21 protein-coding genes and 1 tRNA gene are annotated in these 21,020 nt (G+C 46.5%); 15 read left to right on the top strand and 7 right to left on the bottom strand.

The genetic code is table 11. The annotated features are described in order from the left end of the window. Positions 1 to 4: 4 nt before the first annotated feature. From MHN79_RS15865 to MHN79_RS15845, 5 genes are all read left to right on the top strand, one after another. A complete protein-coding gene (locus MHN79_RS15865; RefSeq protein ID WP_239173689.1) occupies positions 5 to 451 on the top strand; it encodes a flagellar export protein FliJ in 447 nt (148 codons plus the stop codon). Positions 452 to 621: 170 nt separating this feature from the next. After that, positions 622 to 1,590, top strand: a complete 969-nt coding sequence (locus MHN79_RS15860; protein ID WP_239173688.1) for a M23 family metallopeptidase — start codon at positions 622 to 624, stop codon at positions 1,588 to 1,590. Further along, positions 1,476 to 1,916, top strand: coding sequence for a polymer-forming cytoskeletal protein (locus MHN79_RS15855; protein ID WP_239173687.1), 441 nt, complete (start codon positions 1,476 to 1,478; stop codon positions 1,914 to 1,916). The genes MHN79_RS15860 and MHN79_RS15855 overlap by 115 nt, the downstream gene beginning before the upstream one ends. 262 nt (positions 1,917 to 2,178) lie before the next feature. Further along, positions 2,179 to 2,904 carry a helix-turn-helix domain-containing protein gene (locus tag MHN79_RS15850; RefSeq protein WP_239173686.1) on the top strand — a complete coding sequence of 242 codons (726 nt, stop codon included), beginning with the start codon at positions 2,179 to 2,181 and terminating at the stop codon, positions 2,902 to 2,904. Then, positions 2,891 to 3,364 (top strand): hypothetical protein, encoded by a 474-nt coding sequence (locus MHN79_RS15845; RefSeq protein WP_239173685.1) that lies wholly within the window; start codon positions 2,891 to 2,893, stop codon positions 3,362 to 3,364. Before MHN79_RS15850 ends, MHN79_RS15845 begins: the two co-directional genes overlap by 14 nt. Before the next feature lie 51 nt (positions 3,365 to 3,415). Here MHN79_RS15845 and MHN79_RS15840 read toward each other — a convergent pair whose 3' ends face one another. From MHN79_RS15840 to MHN79_RS15830, 3 genes are all read right to left on the bottom strand, one after another. Continuing rightward, positions 3,416 to 4,045, bottom strand: a complete 630-nt coding sequence (locus MHN79_RS15840; protein WP_239173684.1) for an outer membrane beta-barrel protein — start codon at positions 4,043 to 4,045, stop codon at positions 3,416 to 3,418. A 424-nt stretch (positions 4,046 to 4,469) separates the two neighbouring features. Then, entirely contained in the window at positions 4,470 to 5,168 is a 699-nt protein-coding gene (locus MHN79_RS15835) for a transporter substrate-binding domain-containing protein (RefSeq protein ID WP_239173683.1), read from the bottom strand. A gap of 351 nt (positions 5,169 to 5,519) precedes the next feature. Next, entirely contained in the window at positions 5,520 to 6,128 is a 609-nt protein-coding gene (locus tag MHN79_RS15830; RefSeq protein ID WP_152429960.1) for an outer membrane beta-barrel protein, read from the bottom strand. A 742-nt stretch (positions 6,129 to 6,870) separates the two neighbouring features. Between MHN79_RS15830 and MHN79_RS15825 the strand changes: the two genes are divergently transcribed. The 7 genes from MHN79_RS15825 to MHN79_RS15795 are packed head-to-tail and all read left to right on the top strand — an operon-like array spanning position 6,871 to position 13,624. Further along, on the top strand, positions 6,871 to 8,022 hold the full coding sequence (locus tag MHN79_RS15825) for an HDOD domain-containing protein (protein ID WP_239173682.1): 1,152 nt from the start codon (positions 6,871 to 6,873) through the stop codon (positions 8,020 to 8,022). A 9-nt stretch (positions 8,023 to 8,031) separates the two neighbouring features. Continuing rightward, positions 8,032 to 8,400 (top strand): response regulator, encoded by a 369-nt coding sequence (locus MHN79_RS15820; protein ID WP_152429962.1) that lies wholly within the window; start codon positions 8,032 to 8,034, stop codon positions 8,398 to 8,400. After that, positions 8,397 to 8,981 (top strand): chemotaxis protein CheC, encoded by a 585-nt coding sequence (locus tag MHN79_RS15815; protein ID WP_239173681.1) that lies wholly within the window; start codon positions 8,397 to 8,399, stop codon positions 8,979 to 8,981. Before MHN79_RS15820 ends, MHN79_RS15815 begins: the two co-directional genes overlap by 4 nt. Positions 8,982 to 8,993: 12 nt before the next feature. Continuing rightward, positions 8,994 to 10,301, top strand: a complete 1,308-nt coding sequence (locus MHN79_RS15810; RefSeq protein ID WP_239173680.1) for an ATP-binding protein — start codon at positions 8,994 to 8,996, stop codon at positions 10,299 to 10,301. A 23-nt stretch (positions 10,302 to 10,324) separates the two neighbouring features. After that, on the top strand, positions 10,325 to 11,950 hold the full coding sequence (locus MHN79_RS15805; RefSeq protein ID WP_239173679.1) for an EAL domain-containing protein: 1,626 nt from the start codon (positions 10,325 to 10,327) through the stop codon (positions 11,948 to 11,950). Then, the gene (locus MHN79_RS15800; protein ID WP_239173678.1) at positions 11,947 to 13,248 is read left to right on the top strand and encodes an HD domain-containing phosphohydrolase; all 1,302 of its coding nucleotides are present in this window, start codon (positions 11,947 to 11,949) and stop codon (positions 13,246 to 13,248) included. The genes MHN79_RS15805 and MHN79_RS15800 overlap by 4 nt, the downstream gene beginning before the upstream one ends. A gap of 22 nt (positions 13,249 to 13,270) precedes the next feature. Beyond that, the gene (locus MHN79_RS15795; RefSeq protein ID WP_239173677.1) at positions 13,271 to 13,624 is read left to right on the top strand and encodes an Hpt domain-containing protein; all 354 of its coding nucleotides are present in this window, start codon (positions 13,271 to 13,273) and stop codon (positions 13,622 to 13,624) included. Here the strand turns inward: MHN79_RS15795 and MHN79_RS15790 are convergent. Together MHN79_RS15790 and MHN79_RS15785 are read right to left on the bottom strand one after the other, a co-directional pair. Next, positions 13,599 to 15,254 carry an ATP-binding protein gene (locus MHN79_RS15790; protein WP_239173676.1) on the bottom strand — a complete coding sequence of 552 codons (1,656 nt, stop codon included), beginning with the start codon at positions 15,252 to 15,254 and terminating at the stop codon, positions 13,599 to 13,601. The genes MHN79_RS15795 and MHN79_RS15790 overlap by 26 nt on opposite strands. Before the next feature lie 9 nt (positions 15,255 to 15,263). Then, a complete protein-coding gene (locus tag MHN79_RS15785) occupies positions 15,264 to 16,079 on the bottom strand; it encodes a phosphate/phosphite/phosphonate ABC transporter substrate-binding protein (RefSeq protein ID WP_239173675.1) in 816 nt (271 codons plus the stop codon). Positions 16,080 to 16,327: 248 nt separating this feature from the next. On the opposite strand from MHN79_RS15785, the gene MHN79_RS15780 reads away from it, so the two are divergent. Next, positions 16,328 to 16,870, top strand: a complete 543-nt coding sequence (locus MHN79_RS15780; protein ID WP_239173674.1) for a heme NO-binding domain-containing protein — start codon at positions 16,328 to 16,330, stop codon at positions 16,868 to 16,870. A gap of 12 nt (positions 16,871 to 16,882) precedes the next feature. Further along, positions 16,883 to 17,830, top strand: coding sequence for an ATP-binding protein (locus MHN79_RS15775; protein ID WP_239173673.1), 948 nt, complete (start codon positions 16,883 to 16,885; stop codon positions 17,828 to 17,830). A 186-nt stretch (positions 17,831 to 18,016) separates the two neighbouring features. Here the strand turns inward: MHN79_RS15775 and MHN79_RS15770 are convergent, their stop codons facing one another. Next, a complete protein-coding gene (locus MHN79_RS15770) occupies positions 18,017 to 18,427 on the bottom strand; it encodes a BLUF domain-containing protein (protein WP_239173672.1) in 411 nt (136 codons plus the stop codon). Positions 18,428 to 18,494: 67 nt separating this feature from the next. On the opposite strand from MHN79_RS15770, the gene MHN79_RS21010 reads away from it, so the two are divergent. Beyond that, positions 18,495 to 20,177: an ATP-binding protein gene (locus MHN79_RS21010; RefSeq protein WP_239173671.1), complete on the top strand. Its 1,683-nt coding sequence runs from the start codon at positions 18,495 to 18,497 to the stop codon at positions 20,175 to 20,177. 226 nt (positions 20,178 to 20,403) lie between these two features. Here the strand turns inward: MHN79_RS21010 and MHN79_RS15760 are convergent. Continuing rightward, positions 20,404 to 20,479: transfer RNA gene (locus MHN79_RS15760), tRNA-Asn, on the bottom strand. Positions 20,480 to 21,020: the final 541 nt, after the last annotated feature.

The following is a 21,020-nucleotide window of genomic DNA, read 5'->3' as shown; positions in this document are numbered from 1 at the left end:
TGGAATGCAATCTAAACAAAGGGCAATAAGTAAATTTTGCGTATTAACGCAGAAGCAGCGCGATCTTATGTCAGTGCAACTTGAGACACTTCGCCAGCAAACCGACCAAGCATTTTTGCAGATAGAGCAGTTGCAAGACTTGAAGACGCAAACTCGTTCCCAAGGGGTAACCCATGCCGTTTTTCATCGGGAAATGTTACTCAATCAATGTCGAGTGGAAGGGATGTTAAGCAAGATGATTGACCATCAGCAACACGAACTTCAACTCATGCACGCTCAATACCACTCATTAAAAGGTTTACTGGAGGCAAAACACTGCAAAGTTAAAAGTCTTGAGGCCAAGTTAGAAGACTGGCAATGTGAGCAAAGAGTCGTTGAGCAGAAAAAAGAAGAGTTGATCCTTGAAGAAATGGTAAACAATCTTGCTGCCCGAAAAGTTCTTGAGTTTTAGACTATAGAAAGGCGGCGCTTCCTCACTTGAGATTAAATAGTGTTTGAGTCTCTGGAATACACATTCAGATTTCTAAACAATCCACTTTTTCTATTGAGCAGTATTGATAGAGTGGCAAATCAATCGAAGATGATAAAACCCAGTGGCGGTATGTTGCGATAGAGGATGTTATGCAGCCTACTCATTTTACAGTCATTGTTCCCAGTCAAAAAGGAACGCGCTTTTTCTGTTTTTCTCGGCGGACAGTGGCAGCTGTTAAGTATGGCCTTGTACTTTTGGGGATGCTTATTATGGGCTTGATTAGTGCAATTTCGCTACTTGTAGACGATGTATCTGAATCAAACCAAGAGAAAACACGCTTGATTCATAAGACGCAATCTTTGGAAAATGCACTTAGTCGCTCTTATGCATCTCAAGATGAGCTTGAGATTAATTTGCAATTAAAGCAGCAAGACCTGAGCTATGTCGCCGACAAACTGAGCGAGATTGAATCTGCGCTAGCCTTATCTGATGACTCTTTCAACCTTAGAGACAGAGTAGACAGTGCCGCGCTGACCACTGCAGTTCGCCACCAAATGATGCAATTGATACCCAATGGGCCGCCAGTTAAAACAGGCTATCTTTCATCGCATTATGGATATCGCCTTCACCCTGTATCCAAGAAAAAAGCAATGCATCACGGTATTGACTATGCGGTCAATGTCGGTACGCCAATTTATGCGCCTGCGGATGGCGTAATTGAAGTGGTCAGAAAGAGTAACAAAGGCTCGGGTAACTTTCTGCGTGTCGCTCACTCTTTCGGTTTTACCTCTTCGTATTCGCATTTAAGTACCTTTAAGGTCAAGCGTGGCGATTATGTAAAAAAGGGGCAATTGCTTGGTCTAACGGGAAATTCTGGCTTATCAACGGGCTATCACCTTCACTATGAGATTCGTTTGGTTGGGCGCTCTTTAGATCCTTTGCCATTTACCAAGTGGAAAATCAATAACTTTGATGCAATGTTTGAATCAAATGAGGATGTACAATGGGATTACTTAGTAAACAGAATAGAGAATCAAATGGCAACGGCTCTCAGACTGTCATCGCAGAAGGCACCTTTATCGAAGGAAAACTCAAACTTACTTGTCACATCCAGATAGATGGTCAGGTTAAAGGCAATATAGAGACAGACAAGAGTGTGACCATAAGTACGTCTGGCTCGATAGAAGGCGCAATTCGTTGTGATTGTTTAATTGTTAACGGCCGCTTTGTGGGTAAAGTGTACTCTAAAAGTTTACAAATACTTGAGCATGGCTACCTAGAAGGAGAAGTGTCTGCCACTGAGTTTACGATTGAAAAAGGCGGTGTGTTCTTAGGTAGCTCAAAGAATATCAAAACGGAAGAAGTTGTTCCCTTAGATAGCGTGAAAAAACGTGACAAACCCTTACCAGCAAAACCGTCAAAAGCAGCTGAAAAATACGCCTAATGGCAATTGCAACAGAAATGGAAAAAACCGTGTGCAGGTAACACGGTTTTTTACTTTTTGATAAGTTTATTTATATTAACCTGCGCTAAGCTTTAAGCAATGTTATTTTACTGTCATATATAGGGTCTTGAGTTTAGATAATTTACCTGTCTCTTTATGATAGGCGACCCATAATCAGCAGTTCAGATTGACCAAGATGGACGTAGAAGTGCTTTGTGGGAGGGTAACTTGAGACCATGTTTGCATAGAAACAAGGATAGACGTGACTAGCCAGTATACATGTGATGACTTGATATTTGACGTAGAAAAAATGACGGTGAGCACCACACACCACAGTCGTTCTCTTAACTACAACGAATGTTTATTACTGAAAGCATTGTTAGACAATGCCAATCAGGTATTGGGAAAAGAAGCGCTTAAGTCGGCAGGTTGGCCTGACACCATAGTGACGGACTCTTCCTTGCAAAAATCGATTCAGAAGATCCGCTTGGTGATTGCTATTTCCAACTCTGTTGAGTTAAAAACTGTGGTGGGTGTCGGCTATATGCTCTCGTGTAATTGTGCTGAACGTGTGGTAGAAGCAGAGAGTAAGTCACATCCTCAGCCTAAAAATAACAAATGGCAACCCACGACATGGGCCAAATTAGTGCTTGGTTTAGCCAGTGCAGCCTTGCTTAGCGCATCCGCACTTGAATTTACTAAGGTGACCAACACTCGTCTAGTTTCTTATCTTAATCCTAATTACGAAATAGTTAATCTTGATGGCAAGAAAGTGCTTCGCAAGCATGGAACTGAGATCCCTGAACCAGTATTAGAAGCGATACAGTCATCCAAATGTGACTGTCTTTTTTTCTTTGGTCGCAACAAAGATACGGGGCGCTACCATATCTCGGTACATAACAAGGCGTCTCGCAGAAGCGAAACCTACCTAGTGGAAGAGGCTATGTTTCCTCAATTAGTTAGGGAGTTAACTAATGAAAAGCCTTAAAGTCTGGGTGGGGGTTTTTATTGCCTCACTGCTTGTTTATGCCAGCTCTTTGTATTTTAGTAGTCAGCAACTACTGATTGAAGGGCGTTATGTGGCACGTATTCATGGATATTCTACCACCAATGGTCAGTGGAGAGAGAGACTGGAGGTCAACCTTGATCGTGAGCGTATTGAATCGACCATTTCCGTAGAAGGAGATGGGCTTGAAGGTGTGGCATTATTTGCGGTCAATGGTGAGGTAACACAATCTAAGGATGGGGTGTTTGAGCTTTCCTATTCAACCGACCCTATTCAAACGTCAAAAGTGGTCGATGGTTACCATGCGGTCAGTTATACCTCACTTTTCTTATCGGGTAAATCTAGTAATGTGCTGGTTTATCAGGATGAAGATATCGTCATGCTCGAGGGGCCAAGGAGTTCAGTGATGCTAACTCGCAGCCGTGATTCTGTGTTGAGATAAAAAACTCCCAGCAAAAGCCGGGAGTAGTGTAAAGACAGTGTCTAGGTTCAATTAGAAGTGGTACTGAACGTTAGCCATAACGGTTACATCGTCTTCGATTTGTGCTTTGTAGTTTTCCCAGTCTCCATTGGCATACGTAGTTCCATCTGTAGTTTCGTCATGTACTGTGTACGCGATTTCAGTACCAATACTCCAGTTTTTAGTCAGTCTGTAGTCTAGACCAGTTTGCACACCATAAGTAAAGCCATCCAGTTCATCCCAACCATATTTGCTTTGGAAAAATTCGTAACCCATATGTGCGCCCACAGTCCAGTTTAACTTGTTTGCGATAGGTAGCATATAGTCATAGCTTGCAGATAGGTCCGTGCGATCTACTGTATGATTAGACCCGTCAAGATCCAGTGCATCATAAGCAAGGTTGAGCTTTATTCTATGATGGTCGTTAATAATCGCACCGCCACTGATACCAGCAATGAAAGAAGGATCAGTATCTACAGAATCATTATATGAATATGAATCACCGTAATCTAACCCAGAGTTTTCTACGTGATATTTGCCACTTACATGCGTACCCGCATCAAAACCGACAAAGTAGTCATAAGTGTTTTCTGCACTTGCACCAAATGTGGTTGCTGCTGCCAATGCGCCTAAAGCGAAAAGTTTTACTGTTTTGTTTTGCATAATGGTTTTCCTAAGTATCTAAAGCTAATAAGTAGCTAACTCTGTTGTTATGTCGGTATCGATGGTGTTATCAATATCAATCTTGTTATCAATTTTTGTTTCACGCTGCGGTGAAAGTGGTGACTAAGTTAGAGCCTTGAGCCTAAAAACAGAAAGGAATTACGCGGAATCGCGCAGAAAAAACATCAAGCACATTTATTTACCTTTTTTTGTTTTGTGCTATTTTATGTGGTTGATTTTGAGGGTTTTAATTTTTAGTGTGTATTTTGAAAGGGGTTGAATTTAGGTTTTTTGGTGTGCTGATGATTTGAATTTTGCGCAGATCCAGTGGTCTTGTGGTGCTGAGCCATTAGATAGACGGTAAAGAAGTGCTTATCTAAGGTCATGCTGAATTACAAAATGAATGGTACAGCTAAGATGTGTTCTAACCATCCGGTTTTCTCGCAACGCTTTCCATAAACTCACTTGCCGAAGCTTCAAGCGCATCGAGTAGATAAGAGTTGGATATGTGAAGGTAATGGTATAAATAATCTTTAGTCAGTGGCGGACTTACTACCTTGATTACCGGGAATTTGTCTTTTATGGCGTAGTACGACTGCATAGGGGCTAACCACACATCCACTCTCCCTGCCATTAGCATTAAGGCCGCTTGTTCATCACGGTAGACTAATTTTAGGTGATGATAATGTTTTATGTTTTCCACATAACGACTACCAAACATAGACACAACATTCTTATCTTTAAGTTCGTTTAAGCTTAAATAGGATTGTTCACCCACAGAGAACGCATAGACACCGAACTCTTCTAGAGGGACATCGACTTTAACAAGTACCTGACTATGATCTTCTCCAAGTTTGCTAATTCTTAAATCCAGTGCATCAAATTGCCCTGTTAAAACAGATTGTATTGCTCGTTCATCGGGCATATACGTGATTTGATATTTTATTCCAGCCCCTGAATAAATCGCATTAATCACCTCTTCTGCTGTCATACCATAGTGCGTTTTTTTATTTTGGTCTCGGTAACTTTCCCCAATGACAATGTGAACAATTTCTTCCTGAGCATAAGCTGGCCAAAGCCCCATGACTCCACAAAGTAAAGCCAATGAAAGTGGTATTCTCATCTCACCCTTCTGCTAATCACTTCTTCGTTATTTACAGTGTGGCTTTTAGCCGGATTTTCGCAACACTCTCTTTTTAACATGGTGGTGAATCGTTACATGAGTGTTATCGCCAGCTTATTATTAAGCGTCAAAAGTGGTTATGGTGAGTATTAGGCAAAGAGCTGAACATCATAATGGCTCTCTGAGGGGGGGCAAAAAATGCTGTGAGCTTTTTCAGGGTTTAAATTGTGCAGTGAAAAACAGTTGGGAGTGTGGCAATATTTGTTTGAAGTGGAATATTGATATCCAAACAAAAAACTCCCAGCACAAGCTGGGAGTGTAAAGACAGTGTTTAGGCTCAATTAATACAAATTAGAAGTGGTATTGAATGTTAGCCAATAGCTTGACGTCGTCTTTAAGCTGTGAAGAAGCTTCCAACTCACCATATTTGAATTCTTCCTCATGATGGGCTGTATACATGATTTCAGTACCTAGACTCCAGTTTTTAGTTAGTCTGTAATCTAGACCAGTTTGCACACCATAGATAAAGCCATCCATTACATCATGACCACTTTCGCTTTCAAAGAATTCGTAACCCATATGTGCGCCGAGAGTCCAGTTAAGCTTGTTAGCGATAGGTAACATATAGTCATAGCTGGCGGTTAGGTCCGTGCGGTTCACCACATGGTGGTAGCCATTAGAAAATTTTTTACCAAAGTCCAGTCCATCATAGGCAAGTCCTAGCTTTACTCTATGGTGATCATTAATAATGGCACCGCCACTTAGTCCCATAATTACGGAAGACTCTGTGTCAAAAGACTCATTATAACCGTCACTGTTTTTTTCTGTGTCTTTACCACTTAAATGCGTACCCGCATCAAAACCGACAAAGTAGTCATAGGTATTTTCTGCGTGAGCACCAAATGTCGTTGCTGCTGCCAATGCACCCAAAGTGAAAAGTTTTACTGTTTTGTTTTGCATAATGGTTTTCCTAAGTATCTAAAGCTAACAAGTAGCGAATTTTGTTGTTATGTTGTTATCGATTTTTGTTTCACACTGTGGTGAAGTGATAACCAGATTAGGGTTTATGCTCTAAAAACGGAAAGGAATTGCACGGAATCACGCAGAAAAAGTATCAAGAGTAAAATTTCATTTTGTTTTTTTGATTTTTTATCTGTAATCAATTGTTTTTTAAGGTTTTATTTTGTTTCTTTATTTTTCGTAAAATTTAACTTTAGCTTTTTGGGGGGGATTTTTGTTTAAATTCTGCGCAATGTTAGCTGGTTTTATAAGCTTAACGGCTGAGTTGGGAGGTAATAGATAAGTCGAATGAGCAGTTTGTTATGAGAGGAAAGGCACAAGAGCTATAGTTATTCGGAGGTAATGTTTTATGTTCTTACACACAGATAACCTATCTAGCATTATTAATTGCTTATGTCATGAGACCTAACCGAAGGAGTATCTGATGACAGCTTTGTTTCGTCATTGATTAACTTGCCGTTATGGACATTAAACTCTTGGCGGTTTGAAAGTCAAAAAAACAACCTCTGTCGGGACCGATTGAGGCCGGATTCGCCCTCGCTATCCGCATTTTTTTCACACTTTTTGAGCGATTACCAGCAAAGCCTAATTTTTTGTCTATGCTTTAGTTAAGCGACTGAGTTTGCTATGAAGTCGTGATGGGCATCACCAGAATCTTAGGAAGAATGATAAGCGAGGGTGTATGGCAAAGAGCAGTTTTCAGGTTATCTATATCGATGATGATGAATTCATGCTGAAAGCCGCCAGTCGTTTGCTGAGGCGTTTGAAACCCGACTGGTCCATCACCTTGATCCAAGATCCGGCGACGTGGCGCGATCTGACTGACGCACAGGCCATATCCCCCGATTTGGTGTTGAGCGATCTCATCATGCCTGAGCTAAAGGGAGACGAGCTTCTCGCGCAAGTCAGCCAACATTTTCCCAACAGCATCCGAGCCTTGATCACCGGCGACACCACGGTCGAGATTGAAGCGTTAACCAATAACTGGACCCATTTTATATTACCTAAACCTTTCTCCGAAAAAGACTTTGAGCAAATTCTCACTTGTGCTGAGAGGCTCAGGACTTTACCGTTCTCCACCCGCTGTCGACAAAAGTTAGCCGGTATCGAGAACTTGCCAGTGCTGCCCAGCATCGTTCGACAACTGGAACGGTGTATGGACGACGAACAATGTGGCAGTGCTGAATTTGTCCATATCGTTGCCAATGAGCCTCCCTTGGTGGGCCAGGTGATCAAAGCCGCGAATTCCGTGTATTTGGGGTTCGAAAGCCACACCAACTCGTTGAGCACCGCAGTGTGTCGTTTGGGCATGAAGGTGGTGTCCGGCATTGCGATGACCATGATGAGCCGCAATGCTTTTCGCCAACTTAGTGATGAAGAGCATGGGGCGGTCGTGACACACCATCAAACGCTCGCTAACCTTGCTGGGGCTCTTGCCCAGCGATTACATTGGTCTGTGGAAGAGCAAGACAACGTCTATCTAGTGTGTTTATTGTCTGCGATTGGGGAATTGATCCTTATGGAGATGGGCCACACGCAAGCGCTGGATAGCGACAATCCGCTTGATTTGCAAGTGGGCTATCGAGACACCGACGTAATCAGTGCCTACGTGCTGATCCTGTGGGGCTACCATTCGCCCGTGGCTGAAGCGATTCTGACACTCGGCCAGACGTTCGACGTATCTGAACCTCATCAGTGGGAAATGGGTCAACTGATGCACTTTTGCCACGACTATATGCAAGCGCAGAATGCCGGGATGTTGAATGAATGGATGGACTCCCTGCCTGAGCCATTGGCCGTGTTGCCGGCCCTGTTGCAATCACCGGAAGAGTAGGAGGAGCCTATGTCATCCATTTCAATCACCATTGTTGATGATTCTAAAATGTCACGGAAAGCTGTGATGCGTGCCTTGCCACCAGAGCTGCACGACAACGTTTATGAAGCCACCAATGGGGTAGAAGCCCTTGAAAAATTCCATGAGGGCAAAGCCGACGTCATGTTTTTGGATCTGACCATGCCCATCATGGACGGCTTTGAAGTTTTGTCTGAGCTAAAAAAACAGGCCGCTCGGAACTTCGTGTTTGTGATCAGCGCTGACATTCAGCCTACGTCTCAGCAAAAAGTCATGGAACTGGGCGCAGTGTCGTTTCTTAAAAAGCCACTAGACGCGTCGATGTTGAAAGAACTGCTGCATAAGGTGGGCATAATATGAATCCGACCTTAAGTGCCGACCATGAAGACTCGCTCAAAGAGTTGCTCAACATTTCGATGGGTCAGGCGGCCTGTAAACTGGCCACTTTGCTCAATCATCCAGTGACTTTGACTATTCCCAGCATTGACATCGCTTCGCCGGGTCAGTTGATGGAAATGTTCGGTGATGTCAAAGCCAATTACTACACTAGACAACCGTTTTTCGGCCAAATGACCGGCGAAGTCATTACCCAACTGACTAAACAAGGCGGCCACACCATTGCCAGTGATTTGTTGGCACTGGACGATGACCAAGTGATCGATAGCCAAACGCTTCACGATAGTTTGCTCGAGGTGTCGAACATCCTGTCTGGCGCGAGCTTGAGAGGGTTGTGTGAGCAAATTGAGCTGGGTACGCGGACTCAACCACCGGTTATGTATTCACCGGCGCGCCAACCCATTCCAAGCAATAAATGGCAACAAGCGATAATTTTGCATGTTTCTTTCTTGATCGAGTCTGCAAGTTTTGAAACCAAGACCATCATTTGTTTCGCCGAAGGTGGGTTTAATGTCATCGTAAACCGATTGGATGAGTGGTTATAGCAAGGGGGAGATATGAAAGCAAAACTGGCGCTCTCAGATTTACTCAACCAACTGTCGGTGGCTATGTGCATCGTTCGTAAAGACTACACCATCGTGATGGCCAACGCGTACTTCCAGTCACGGGCAGGCCTCGCCAAAGACGCGCTACTGGGGCAAAACGTTTTGTCGGTCTTCTCAGATGGCGCCGCGTTACTGAAACGCAAAATCGACACGGCGTTTGTCATTGAATCGCCAAGCTTTTCGTCTTGGGAACAAGCCCCCCACGTTCTGCCGTTCCAGTCTTCTCGCCAAGTATCTGGACACGAAGAGGAAATGTTCCAAGATCTGGAGTTTATCCCTATCCATGGCCAAGACGGTGCTCTGGACCACGTGTGCATCTGTGTTTACGATCTCACTACTCAAGCCTGTCAACAAACCGAACTAAAGAGCCTGTCTCGCCGCCTGCATCGTGAACAAAAAGAACTCAAAGACGCGTTAGCCCACCTTAAAAATGCCCAAAGCCAACTGCTGCAGTCGGAGAAAATGGCATCGATTGGTCAACTGTCGGCGGGCATCGCTCATGAAATCAATAACCCTCTCGGCTTTATTACCTCCAACATTCAGACGTTGGACGACTACTTTCGCAAGATCTCTGACGTCGTGAGTACACTGGAGAAAGCGATCGACGGGTCGGGTGACGCACCGCTGATCGAGCAAAAACGGCAGTTGATGGAACAGTCTCAACTGACGTATGTGCTGGAGGACGTCACCGATCTGATCGCCGAGTCGCTGGAGGGTTCTTCCCGAGTGATGGCGATTGTTAAGAACCTGAAAGAATTCTCCCACGCCGACGACTCTGAATGGCTTTATAGTGATCTCAGACAAGGATTAGACTCCACTCTGCGCATCATCAATAACGAAATCAAATACACCGCCACCGTCGAGCGCGAATACGCTGACGACGTGCCAAGTGTCTACTGCCAACCTATGCAACTTAACCAGGTGTTTCTCAATCTGTTGGTTAACGCCAGTCACGCCATTCAAGAAAAAGGGGTGATCCGAGTGCGGGTGCAACCACTCGCGAACGACCTGGTGCAAATTCAGATCGAAGACAACGGCGCTGGTATCCCTAAAGAAAACCTGTCGGCGATCTTCGAACCGTTTTTTACGACCAAACCCGTCGGCGATGGCACAGGACTGGGCCTCTCTGTGTCATATGGGATCGTCAATGCACACGGGGGAACCATCGAAGTGGATAGCGAAGTGGGTGAGGGGACCATCTTTACGCTAACTCTACCTGTACACAAAACCACGGCGGACGCGGCCGATCCGATCAGTTAACACAGTCGACAAGAAGGGTTGTCATGGATTTTGCTGAGATTCTCATAGTGGATGATGAAATGAGCATCCGAAATGCGCTACGACGAGAGTTGCGCTTTAAAGTCGCCGCCGTACACACTGCGGAAAACGCGGCCCAGGCGCTCGAGGTCCTCGACGCCCACCACATCGATTTGATCATCACCGATTACCGTATGCCTATGATGACCGGCACCGAACTGCTGCTGGAAGTTAAGCAACGACACCCAGAAGTCCCCGCGATCATGTTGTCAGGCCAAGCTGATCTGAGTGGGGTGACGGCGGCCATCAACGCTGGCGTACTCAATCAGTACGTGGATAAACCTTGGGACGCCAATAAACTGGTCTCAGCCATCACCACCACGTTGCATGACCATGATCCCGTTCGAGATCGGCGAACTCAAATGGCGACTCGCCGAGAGCTTGACCGACGTTTGGCGTTGCTGCCTGAGCACACGGAGAATGGCCGGCCTTGGCTGTTGGTTATTGTCGACATTGCCGAGTTGGACGCCTACAACAACACGCATGGTAAAGCCTCTGGCAACACCCTGATCCAGCAGATGGCCATCGCGATCCAGCGCAGTACGGATCAGATCTGGTATCGAGCTGATGACAAGTTTGTCACGCTCACCGAATACTCGGCCGAAGGCCATCGAACGATTGACACCCTTAGTCAGCGCATTAAGGCGATCTGTTCAGCGCACCCACAAGCGGTTGACATGCGCTGTTACGTTAGCGAGGCCAAACAATGGGATGGTTGGAATAAGCAACAGATGTCGTCGAGTAAAGCCAACGCTTTACCCATCAATGCTCACGTCTACTGGCTGGTGCAAGAGGGCAATCGGGCTATCGCAGAGGAGTACACCGAATTAAGCACCCTAATCCAAGATTTGGATCAGGGCAAAGTCGAGGCGTTTTTCCAACCCCAATTGGCACTCGAGACTGGTGATATTACTCACTGTGAAGCCTTGGTTCGACGCCGACTGCCTGACAATTCCTATCAAAGCCCAGCGGATTTTTTGCATTTGATCCATAAGTATGACCTCGACGACATGCTGACCGCCGTCATGCTGCGTCATGCCGTGGCCATGTTGAAACGCAAAGGCGCACCGGGGACGTTGACGGTGAGTGTTAATGTCACGGCCAAGCAACTGATCACAGGGTATGCCCAGCGCTTACTGCATGAGCTTGAGCCCCACCCTGCGGTGGTCCTTAGCGATATCGAACTCGAAGTAGTGGAAAGTGATCAGATCTTCGACTACCCGCGGGCCCTCACGCAGTTTCATCAGTTACATGATCTGGGAATCACGATTGCTATGGACGATTTTGGTACCGGGTACTCAGGTTTTGAATCCCTGTGCGAACTGCCGTTCGATGCGGTAAAAATTGACGGCCGCTTCGTTCGTGCTCTGGGCAACAATTTATCCGATGAGGTCATTTTGTCCTCGATCACCAACAGCGCCAAATCACTCAAAATGGAGGTGGTCGCAGAATGGGTCGAGAAGCGCCGTCAGGCCAAGTACCTTAAGCGCAAAGGCTGCACTCGCATTCAAGGGTATCTGGTCAGTCCGCCACTGCCCCTAGACGAATTTTTGTATTTTTTAGACAACCGTGTGACAGGAGCCGAATTATGAATGATGCTGACGTCAGTTCCCCCTCAGAAAAGTTGCACCTTTTGCTCTTGGACGACGAACCCGACATTCTCAAGTCCTTGACGCGTGTGTTGCGTTTTGATTATCAAGTGGTGTCGTTCAACAACGGTCATGACGCCTTGGCGCATCTGGAAGAGCATGACGTGTCGATCATCATCTCTGACATGCGCATGCCTGAGATGGACGGCGCGGAATTTCTCACTAAAGCCCGCGCGATCCGTCCTAACTCCATTCGGTTTCTCTTAACGGGGTACAGCGACATGGAGTCGACCATTCGAGCGGTCAATGAAGGGGGGATCCACACCTACATTGCCAAACCTTGGGACAACGAAGGCTTGAAACTGATGCTGTCTAAAGCCTCTGAACTGTTCGAATTGCGCCGCCAAAAGCAGGCGCTGACTGATGAACTGCAACAAAAGAACGCTCAACTGAGTGACTGGAATGACGCCCTAGAAGACAAAGTCAAACAGCGCACTGCCGCATTGCAAGATTCTAATAAGAAGATGAGCGTGCTGCTGACCAGTCGGACTCGAACGTTTAAAGACATCCTCGCCGCTCTGTCCGCCATTATTCAACACGCCACTGGCCAGCCACACCACCAAAGTGAGCGGGTCGCCGAATACACTAAGTTGGTCGCGGCACATATGGCACTGCCCGAAAACCAGGTGACCCATTGTTACTTGAGTGCCCTGCTGCATGAAATTGGCTTGATAGGTGATAACCCCGCGCCCGAAGTACTGACGACCCAAGGAGAGGGGGCGCAGATCCGCCTAGCTCCTCCGGCAAACGCGGAAGTCGGCGCCACTATCATTGGTCAAATTAAGCGCTTTAAACCGTTGGTAGATATCATTCGTCATCAGGACGAAAACTTTGACGGGACTGGCCACCCTGATCATCTTGCCGGGGATGCCATCCCCGTCGGTGCCCGTATTTTACGCGTGATCAAAAATTACGACTTTTTTGTTTCTAATCTGCACAACTCCGCCCGTCTCAAGCCGAGCAGTGCGAGGGCCTTTATAGAGCAACAAGCGGGCACGCTGTACGATCCTGAGGTGGTTCGCCATTTCTTGGAAGTGCTCAAGACCGAAGTGGAAGACGCCGACGTCGACTTATGTGTCGGCCTTGATGAACTTAAAATTGGCGCCGTGCTTAAGCAGGACGTGTATCACCCGAACGGCCAGATGATGCTGTCTGCGGGACAAGAGATCAACGAGGCGTTACTCAATAAACTGAAACAAATTGAAGCGTCCGTCGAAGTGCCTATTGCCGTGTACGTCTGATCCGTTAGAAAGAGGGGTAAATATGACAAAACCTACCTACGGTTTTTCCCCAGATACCATTGCCGGGTTAGTGGGAGAGGAGGGCATTGAAGAATTGCTCACCGCATATCAGGGGTTGACCAATCAATATTTAGCAATGCCCGTTCCGGCTCTAGGGGAAGTGGTCAACGCCAGATTTTATCGCACGGTGCATTCACTGAAGGCGGCCAGCCAGTTTGTCGGTGCTGAGCGAGTGGCCGAAGAGGCGCTCGCCCTAGAAACGGCGTGTAAGGATGGCGCGGTGTGCAACGGGGCCATCACCACCATGGCGGCCGACCTTCAACTGCAATTAAAAGATATTAATACGCAAATCACGCACTATCTGCAGTTTCGTTGATCGCCTGATCTGAGAGCGAAAGGGGGAAGGCCAGCGTGACAACCACACCGCCGACATCGCGGTTTTGTACGCGCATCACTCCATCATGATGACGCACGATATTATATGCAAAGGTCAATCCCAGCCCCATTCCTTGGCCAACTGGCAAGGTGGTAAAGAAGGGGTCGTACACCCGCTTGAGATCCGCCGCTTCAATACCCACCCCGTTATCAACCACGTGGATCACCCAACGTTGGCCGTCTTGTTGGGCGGCTATGGAGATCTGGCCTTCCTCTGGGTTAGGCTTGCGCTCGCACGCTTGAATGGCGTTCCTCAGCAGTTCAGTAAATAACTGTCGAAAGTCGTCTGGGTGCACGCGCCATGGGGGTAAGTCAGTGAGCGACGTGCTCACAGTAATGCTCAACGTCTCCGGCGGCGCCAGCGTTTCCAGGCAGTGAGTCACTAACTGTTTGAGCAAAATGGGCTCTCGACTGCCTTTTTCTTGGTGAAGCTGGGTGGCGTAACGTTGCAACGCCGTGACGATCGCCCGGACCCGATCCACGCTCACCAGCGCATCGTTCAGGCTGTCACGAAAGTCTTCCTCTAGACACTCTACGTACTGTGCTTGTTTCCATTGCTCTAGGTCTTGATTGGCTTGAGCATCGCTGCCATCGCGCAACGCTTCACTGCGCTCAATCCATGTTTGGTAAGTACCTAGGTAGGTCTGGCACATTTGAAGGTTACTGCTCACAGCCCCCATGGGGTTGTTGATTTCATGCGCCACCCCAGCAGCCATGGTACCAATCGAAGCCAGTTTCTCCGACTCGACCAGTTTCTCTTGGGTATTTTTGAGTTGCTCATTCGTGGCCGTCAACTGACGATTGGCCTCGGTCAGCGCTTGCGTGCGCCTTTGCACTCGGCTCTCTAATGTCGCGTTGGCTTTCGCCAACTCGTTTTGATAGCGTTCAGCTTTGTCTTCGGACACTTTGATCTGGGCGACCATGTTACTAAAGGCACGCGACACCGTGGCTAGCTCGTCTCGGCCGTCAGTGCGAACGTCTACATCCCGAGCACCAGCCGCGATGTCGTCTGCGGCCCGTCGCAGTTCGCTCAATCGTTGAGTCAGATACGCTCCGAGCACATAGGAGAATAGCGCCACTAAGGTCATTTCGCCGACCACGATAAGCGTACTCCATTTCTTGGCCGAATCGATGGCAGCATTAAGAGTCGACATGTCAAAGCCAAGCCACACCGCGCCAAATTCGATTCCAGCTTCGGTGATCGGGCTCGAGACATCAAAAATACCATCCGTCACTTGATGCGAGCCCTTATCCAAGCGTGAAGGATCGTGATCACTGGGTACCGAACCGACACTTGACAGTACTTGCCCACCCTCACCGAATACCGCTACATAGACTATGTCTTCGTTGTGCAACAACTCTTGGGTAAAGGACTCGACGGTCGCCAAATCGTAAGAGAGCACCGCATTTTTGACCGTGGAGGCGAACAAGTCAGAGGTGGAAAAAGCGCGTTGATCCAAACCGTCAAAGTTGGTCGTGCGCAAGTAATTGAGCGTCAACGTCAATAAAATAGCCAACAGAACAGCTTCAATCAGGGCCACCCCGAGGATGGTTTTCAGTCTCAGTGACATGGTTCAAACCTAAGGTGTTAGATACTTGTCGAGCAAGGTGATATTTAGGGCACGGACATCGTCCCAGTCGCTGTCCCGCGCCGGCTCGATCCCTTTGAATTTGATCCGCCCTAACAGCGCTTGTCCTTCGCTGTCGTCATTCAGTGCCAACATCGCCTCGGCGATCTTCGCGCTTACGTCTGGCGGCAAAGCGGGATGTGTCGCAAATGCATGCGGTGTGTAGCCGGGGGTGCGCCACAACACTTTGAGCTGACTGCGTACCGCTGGATCGGTGTTGTTAAGGGTACGCTCTATTCCCCCCCCTGCTGGGAAGAAATCTTTGGCGACGTTGATGTATACCGAATCGTGCGAAGAGACATATTGCGGCGTGAAGGTGATCCCCATAGCTTGCAACGACGACCGGGGGACGACACTCGCGGCAAAGGCTGCGGGCGAAGGAAAGACCAAGGTTTCACCGTTCAAATCCTTCAAGTCTTGGATGGGACTGTCACTCTTGATGATGACGATGCCACGGATCTGCTTGTCTTTTTGTTTGGCAAACGCTTCGTACCCCGGTTTTTGATGAAACACCGTATAGTGATAAGGGTTCATGTAGGCGATGTCGTACTCGCCTTTGAGCACACGTTGCTCAAACTCTGGTATGTCCTTGGCGGTGCGAAAGACGATTTTGTAGCCAGTCTCTTCAGACAGGTGCTGCAAGATCGGTGCCCAGTTTTTGGCGAGGGTGATTGCCGATTGTTGTGGAACTACGCCGAACGTCAGGACGTTTTCCTGAGCCTGTAGTGGCAGCCCGACGATTAACGCAACCAATGCCAGTTTTTTCATGTTGTTACCCCTTCTCATAGCCAACTTACTTAAAGCGTAGACAAAAGGTGGAAAAATTCGAATCCGGTTAGGTTTGGTCAAAGCGGGAGTTTGAGAATGTTTCACGGTTTTGAACACGCACATTAGTAACAAAATAGACGATTTTTCCCCGATTTTTTAATCATTTGGTGCTATACCTAAAAGAAGCAGCGTGAGCTTCAAGGCGCTGGCGTTTGACCTGTCATCAGCCATTAGAGAAGGAGATCGGTATGCAAGGAGCCGTCTTTACAGCATTTTCCGATATGATCGTCGAAAAAATGGGCATGGAGATGCTCGATGATCTGATCGACTCGACCGAACCAGAATCCGGCGGTGTCTACACGGCAGGTGGTAACTACGCCGACAGTGAGCTGATCAACATGGTTGGTGTGTTAGCCGAGAAAACCAACCTGCCCGCAGGGGAACTGGTGCGTGCATTTGGCCACTACTTATTCAAGAAACTCTATGATAGTTGCCCCGCCGACATCTCGCAAATCACTGATCTCAAAACCTTCCTGCTCGCGATCGACAGCGTCATTCACAAAGAAGTCAAACGGCTCTACCCACAAGCCTACCTGCCCACATTCGCATACGAGGAACAAGACGATGGGTCGTTGGTGATTTATTATAATTCTGACAGAGCGCTGTGTGAACTAGCGGAAGGACTGATTGTTGGCGCTTCTGAACATTTCAACCAACCCATCCACTTAGCGCATCCAGAGTGCCTGCATCGGGACGATCAGCACTGCAAGATCATCGTTTCATTTGATTAATGGAGCGTAACCATGAGCGGTGGGGTAAATTATCAGCGCGCCTACGAGCGTGAGCGGTTAGCGCGAACCGAAGCCGAGTGTTTACTGGCGGACAAAACGCGAGATTTGTACGATAACGTGATCGTGCTGGAAAAGACACTGGAAGAATTAAAAGTGAGTCAAAAGCAGCTCATTCAGGCCGCTAAAATGGCATCCATCGGCCAACTAGCCGCTGGGGTGGCTCATGAAATCAATAACCCCGTCGGGTTCTCGATGAGCAACGTCCAAACCCTGAGTGAATACCTGTCACACATATTTCAACTCGACCAGTGGATGATGACCCAAGCGGAACTTCCAGACGGTCTGAAACATCAATACGAGCAGCAGCGTCAAGCGTTGGCAATCGACGAACTCAAAGACGACACGCAGGCGCTGATCGACGAAACGCTTGGCGGACTTGACCGAGTTCGCAACATCGTATCGAGCCTCAAGCAAGTGACCCACGCAGGTGGAAATACGAGGGAGCAGTGCGACATCAATTGCTGTATCGACGATTCGCTGAAAGTGGTGTGGAATGAAATCAAATACAAGATGGAGGTGACCAAGCACTTGCTGCCCGAGCTTCCCTCGGTGCAGGCTGATGGGCAAAGTATTCAGCAGATCCTCATTAATATGTTCATTAATGCCGCCCACGCGTGTGAGGATAAAGGGACACTCACCGTCAGCACTCAGACGCAGGTCTACAAAGGCGTGCAAGGTATCCTGATCAAAGTCAAAGATGATGGTTCAGGGATGTCCGACGAGGTCAAAGAGAAAATCTTCGACCCATTTTACACCACTAAGAAAGTGGGCGAAGGCACCGGGTTGGGCTTGTCCGTAACCCACAACTTGGTCGAAAAACACGGTGGTCACATCAGTGTTAACAGCAAGGTGGGGGTGGGGACCTGCTTTGGTATTTTTTTACCGATAACCCAAGCGTGAGTTTAACAATAAGAAGATCATTTAGACAATCGAGTTCTGACAAAGGTTTATCAGGATGTCGAGGCACAGCCAGCTATGTCCCGACTATTCATTGTAATGAGCCATCACTGCCATGCTCGCCCTCGACTATCAAACAAAGAGTCCTCAGTTGTGTTAAGTTACTTACCCCTCTCGAAAAATGGAGACTTATAGAGACGTTTGAGTTTTTGATAATTCATAAAGTAAGGCAGCTGCTTGTTTGTTATCTAGCACAGTTGGGTCGAATGTATCAATCATAAGCGCAGCTAATTGGGTCTGAAGAGCTTCGCTACTGCCAGCGTACCCCATGTTCCACTCACCAAACGCCCTTTTTTCGACAGATTGCACGCTCATAATTGTTACGTCGTGGTGCCTTTCGTCATTACCTATGATTAAAAATAATTCGCTGACGGTGGTCGGCTCGCCTTCTAATATTTGCAGAAAATATTCGTTATCGAAGCACAGCATACCTGTAATACCACGTTGATGGTTATTCTTGCGAGCAACGTCCAATATGCCTTTGAGCTCCATCATGGTCATTTCACGCGATACTTTGCTGTAATAGAGTAAACGAATCATAGTTGCCCTTATGCATTAAATTGCACTATTTTTATTGTAGTCTCCATTCTGCTTCAAGGACAAGTCGGTGAATGAACTATTGCTTGTGTCACAGAACGCTGAAACTCCGAGCTATTTCAGCGAGATAGAGTTTGAACAAACCGAGAACGTGAAACAGGCCAAGACATGGCTGAGATCACATAAGGTTGGAGTGGTGATTCTTGATGTTGGAGACAACACACAGCGTTATATTCAAGAACTGGAGTCGTTTTTACGCAGTAACCTGAAGAACTACTTTGTTGCGTTGTGGGCAGTATCAGCGGCCGCAGAAACTGCTAAAGAAGCAGACCGCACACTGTCACCTGATATGTACCGACATGATGACGCACTACGTGATATTCAATGTGAGCTGAGAAAACAACGGGCGGTCTTTAAGCGTCTACAACAACATGAGAGATATCTTAATCTGCTCACCAAAATAAATAAGTTCAACCGTGGTAATGCTTCCCCAAACCAAGTCATGGCCGAATTTGTCAACGAGCTCGATGCTTTTTGTGGGGCCCGTCAAACGTATCTCTTACGTGACACTAAGAAACTAGAACCCGAGTTACTCGTATATCAGGCTACGCCGGATTCTAAGCTCAAAATGGTTAAAGTCGACGCGGAATGTACTTCTCTTTGGCGTCCTTATTTAAGTATGACTAAGCCAGATATCAAATTTTCTGAGCTAGAAAAACAGCCTCATGCATTAGTTTTTCCTGTATGGATTCTAGAAAAGCACTCTTGCACTATTATCTGTTTGGTGGATAAGGCTCAGGCGGAGCGTTTTACGTTCTCCAAAATAAAGATATTAGAGGAAGCAGCTGTTCAGTTGAAAATTATTCTTGAGAATTTGGAATCTCAGCGTCGTATGAGATACAACTATCAACGATTAAGATCTTCCTTATCGGAACTCAGCATGGCTAAAGAACAGTTGGTGCACTCTGAAAAAATGGCCAGTCTAGGCCGCTTGACTGCGGGTATAGCTCATGAAATTAATAACCCGTTAGGTGTCGCCTTAGGAAATTTTACACCGTTAAGCGATTATACTGAAGCTATATTGAACTTACTGACTATGCATGATGACTTCATTAACCAGCTTAAGGCCTCAGGTAAAGCTGATGTGCCTGAAAATATTGAAGACTTTAAGAAACAAAAAGACGTCTCATTTATATTTGAGGATTTGTCTTCGGTGATCCAAGACTCTCAAGCAAGCTTATTGAGGGTAAAAAGTATAGTTTCAGATTTAAGCAGTTTGTCTCGAGGCGTGAATTCAGAGCGAGAGCCCTGTAGTCTCAAAGTGCTTTGTGATGAGGTGATTAAAATCCATTGCTATGAAAGAGAGCGACAGCCTTTGGTAGAGAATTTTATTGACTCTGATGTGGTTATAGAAACGAGTCCAACGATGCTCAATTTGGCATTGAGCAATTTACATTTGAACGCTCTGGATGCTTTGCGAGGACGAGCACAGGATGCAAAAATAATATACCGATGTGAAGTAGAGCCCGCTCAGATACGCTTAACGCTTGAAGACAACGGGTGTGGAATCGGACCTGAAGACTTACACATGGTGTTTGAGCCTTTTTATACTACAAAACCCGTAGGCGATGGCAGAGGTATGGGGTTAACAGTAGCGTTGAATGCGATCAATGGACTTGGTGGGGAGTTGGTTTTAAATAGCGACACAAGCACAGGAACTCAAGCGGTCGTTGTTTTTCCTAACAAGGAATGATCGCGTTATCTGTAGGCGAACGGAGTGCCCTAGCTTTCAAAATAGTACACTGAATTAAAGGCAAAAAGTACACCGTAAATTGGAATATACGGATAATTTACCTATTTGTGTACCTAAACTTCTAAGCTAGTACGAGTCAGGAAAAGACGTTAAGAGAATGCAATCCCTTGAAGTAGCTAGGTTTAGATACAAAAAAGACGTCCTAGGACGTCTTTTTTGTTGAATTTGGCTCCCCCTGCGGGACTCGAACCTGCGACATACGGATTAACAGTCCGCCGTTCTACCAACTGAACTAAGGGGGAATTGCTCTGAAGCGCCGTGAATATTAGCGATCCGTCTGATAGGTGTCAACAAGAAAATAGGATTAACTAAAGATTTTTTTTAATAAAAAGTACTTTACTTTTTACTAGGCCTTTTGGCTCAATGGATCAATTCAGTTATCCACCAAAATTGTGGATAACCATGTTGATTATTATGAAGAAATCAAAATTCACTTTTAGAGTAGGTATTTTTGCCTAAACATAAATACAACATAATGGTCTCTGAACCCTTACCCAGTGGGATGATTGGTAAGATTAATGATGTTTTTTTCGTAGACAAGTTAAAATTTATCCGAATGGGTAATTTTTAAACATTGAAAATAATGTGGATAACATGTGACTTTTTTTATAGTGTTCTGTGGGCAAGCATTGCAGGACACAACTATCTATATATAAAATGAGCTTTCTCGTATTTTTGGGTGACAAGTCGCTATCAGATCAGTTAGAAAAACTTTTCTAAACTATTGTATCTGTACATATATACAGACAAAATAGACGGGACATATCTTCAGAGTGGATAGAG

The organism is Vibrio sp. Of14-4, from assembly GCF_022347625.1.
Classification (GTDB): Bacteria; Pseudomonadota; Gammaproteobacteria; order Enterobacterales; family Vibrionaceae; genus Vibrio; species Vibrio pristinus.
The sequence above is the reverse complement of the archived record's forward strand: the minus strand, read 5'-3'. Positions and strand labels throughout refer to the sequence as shown.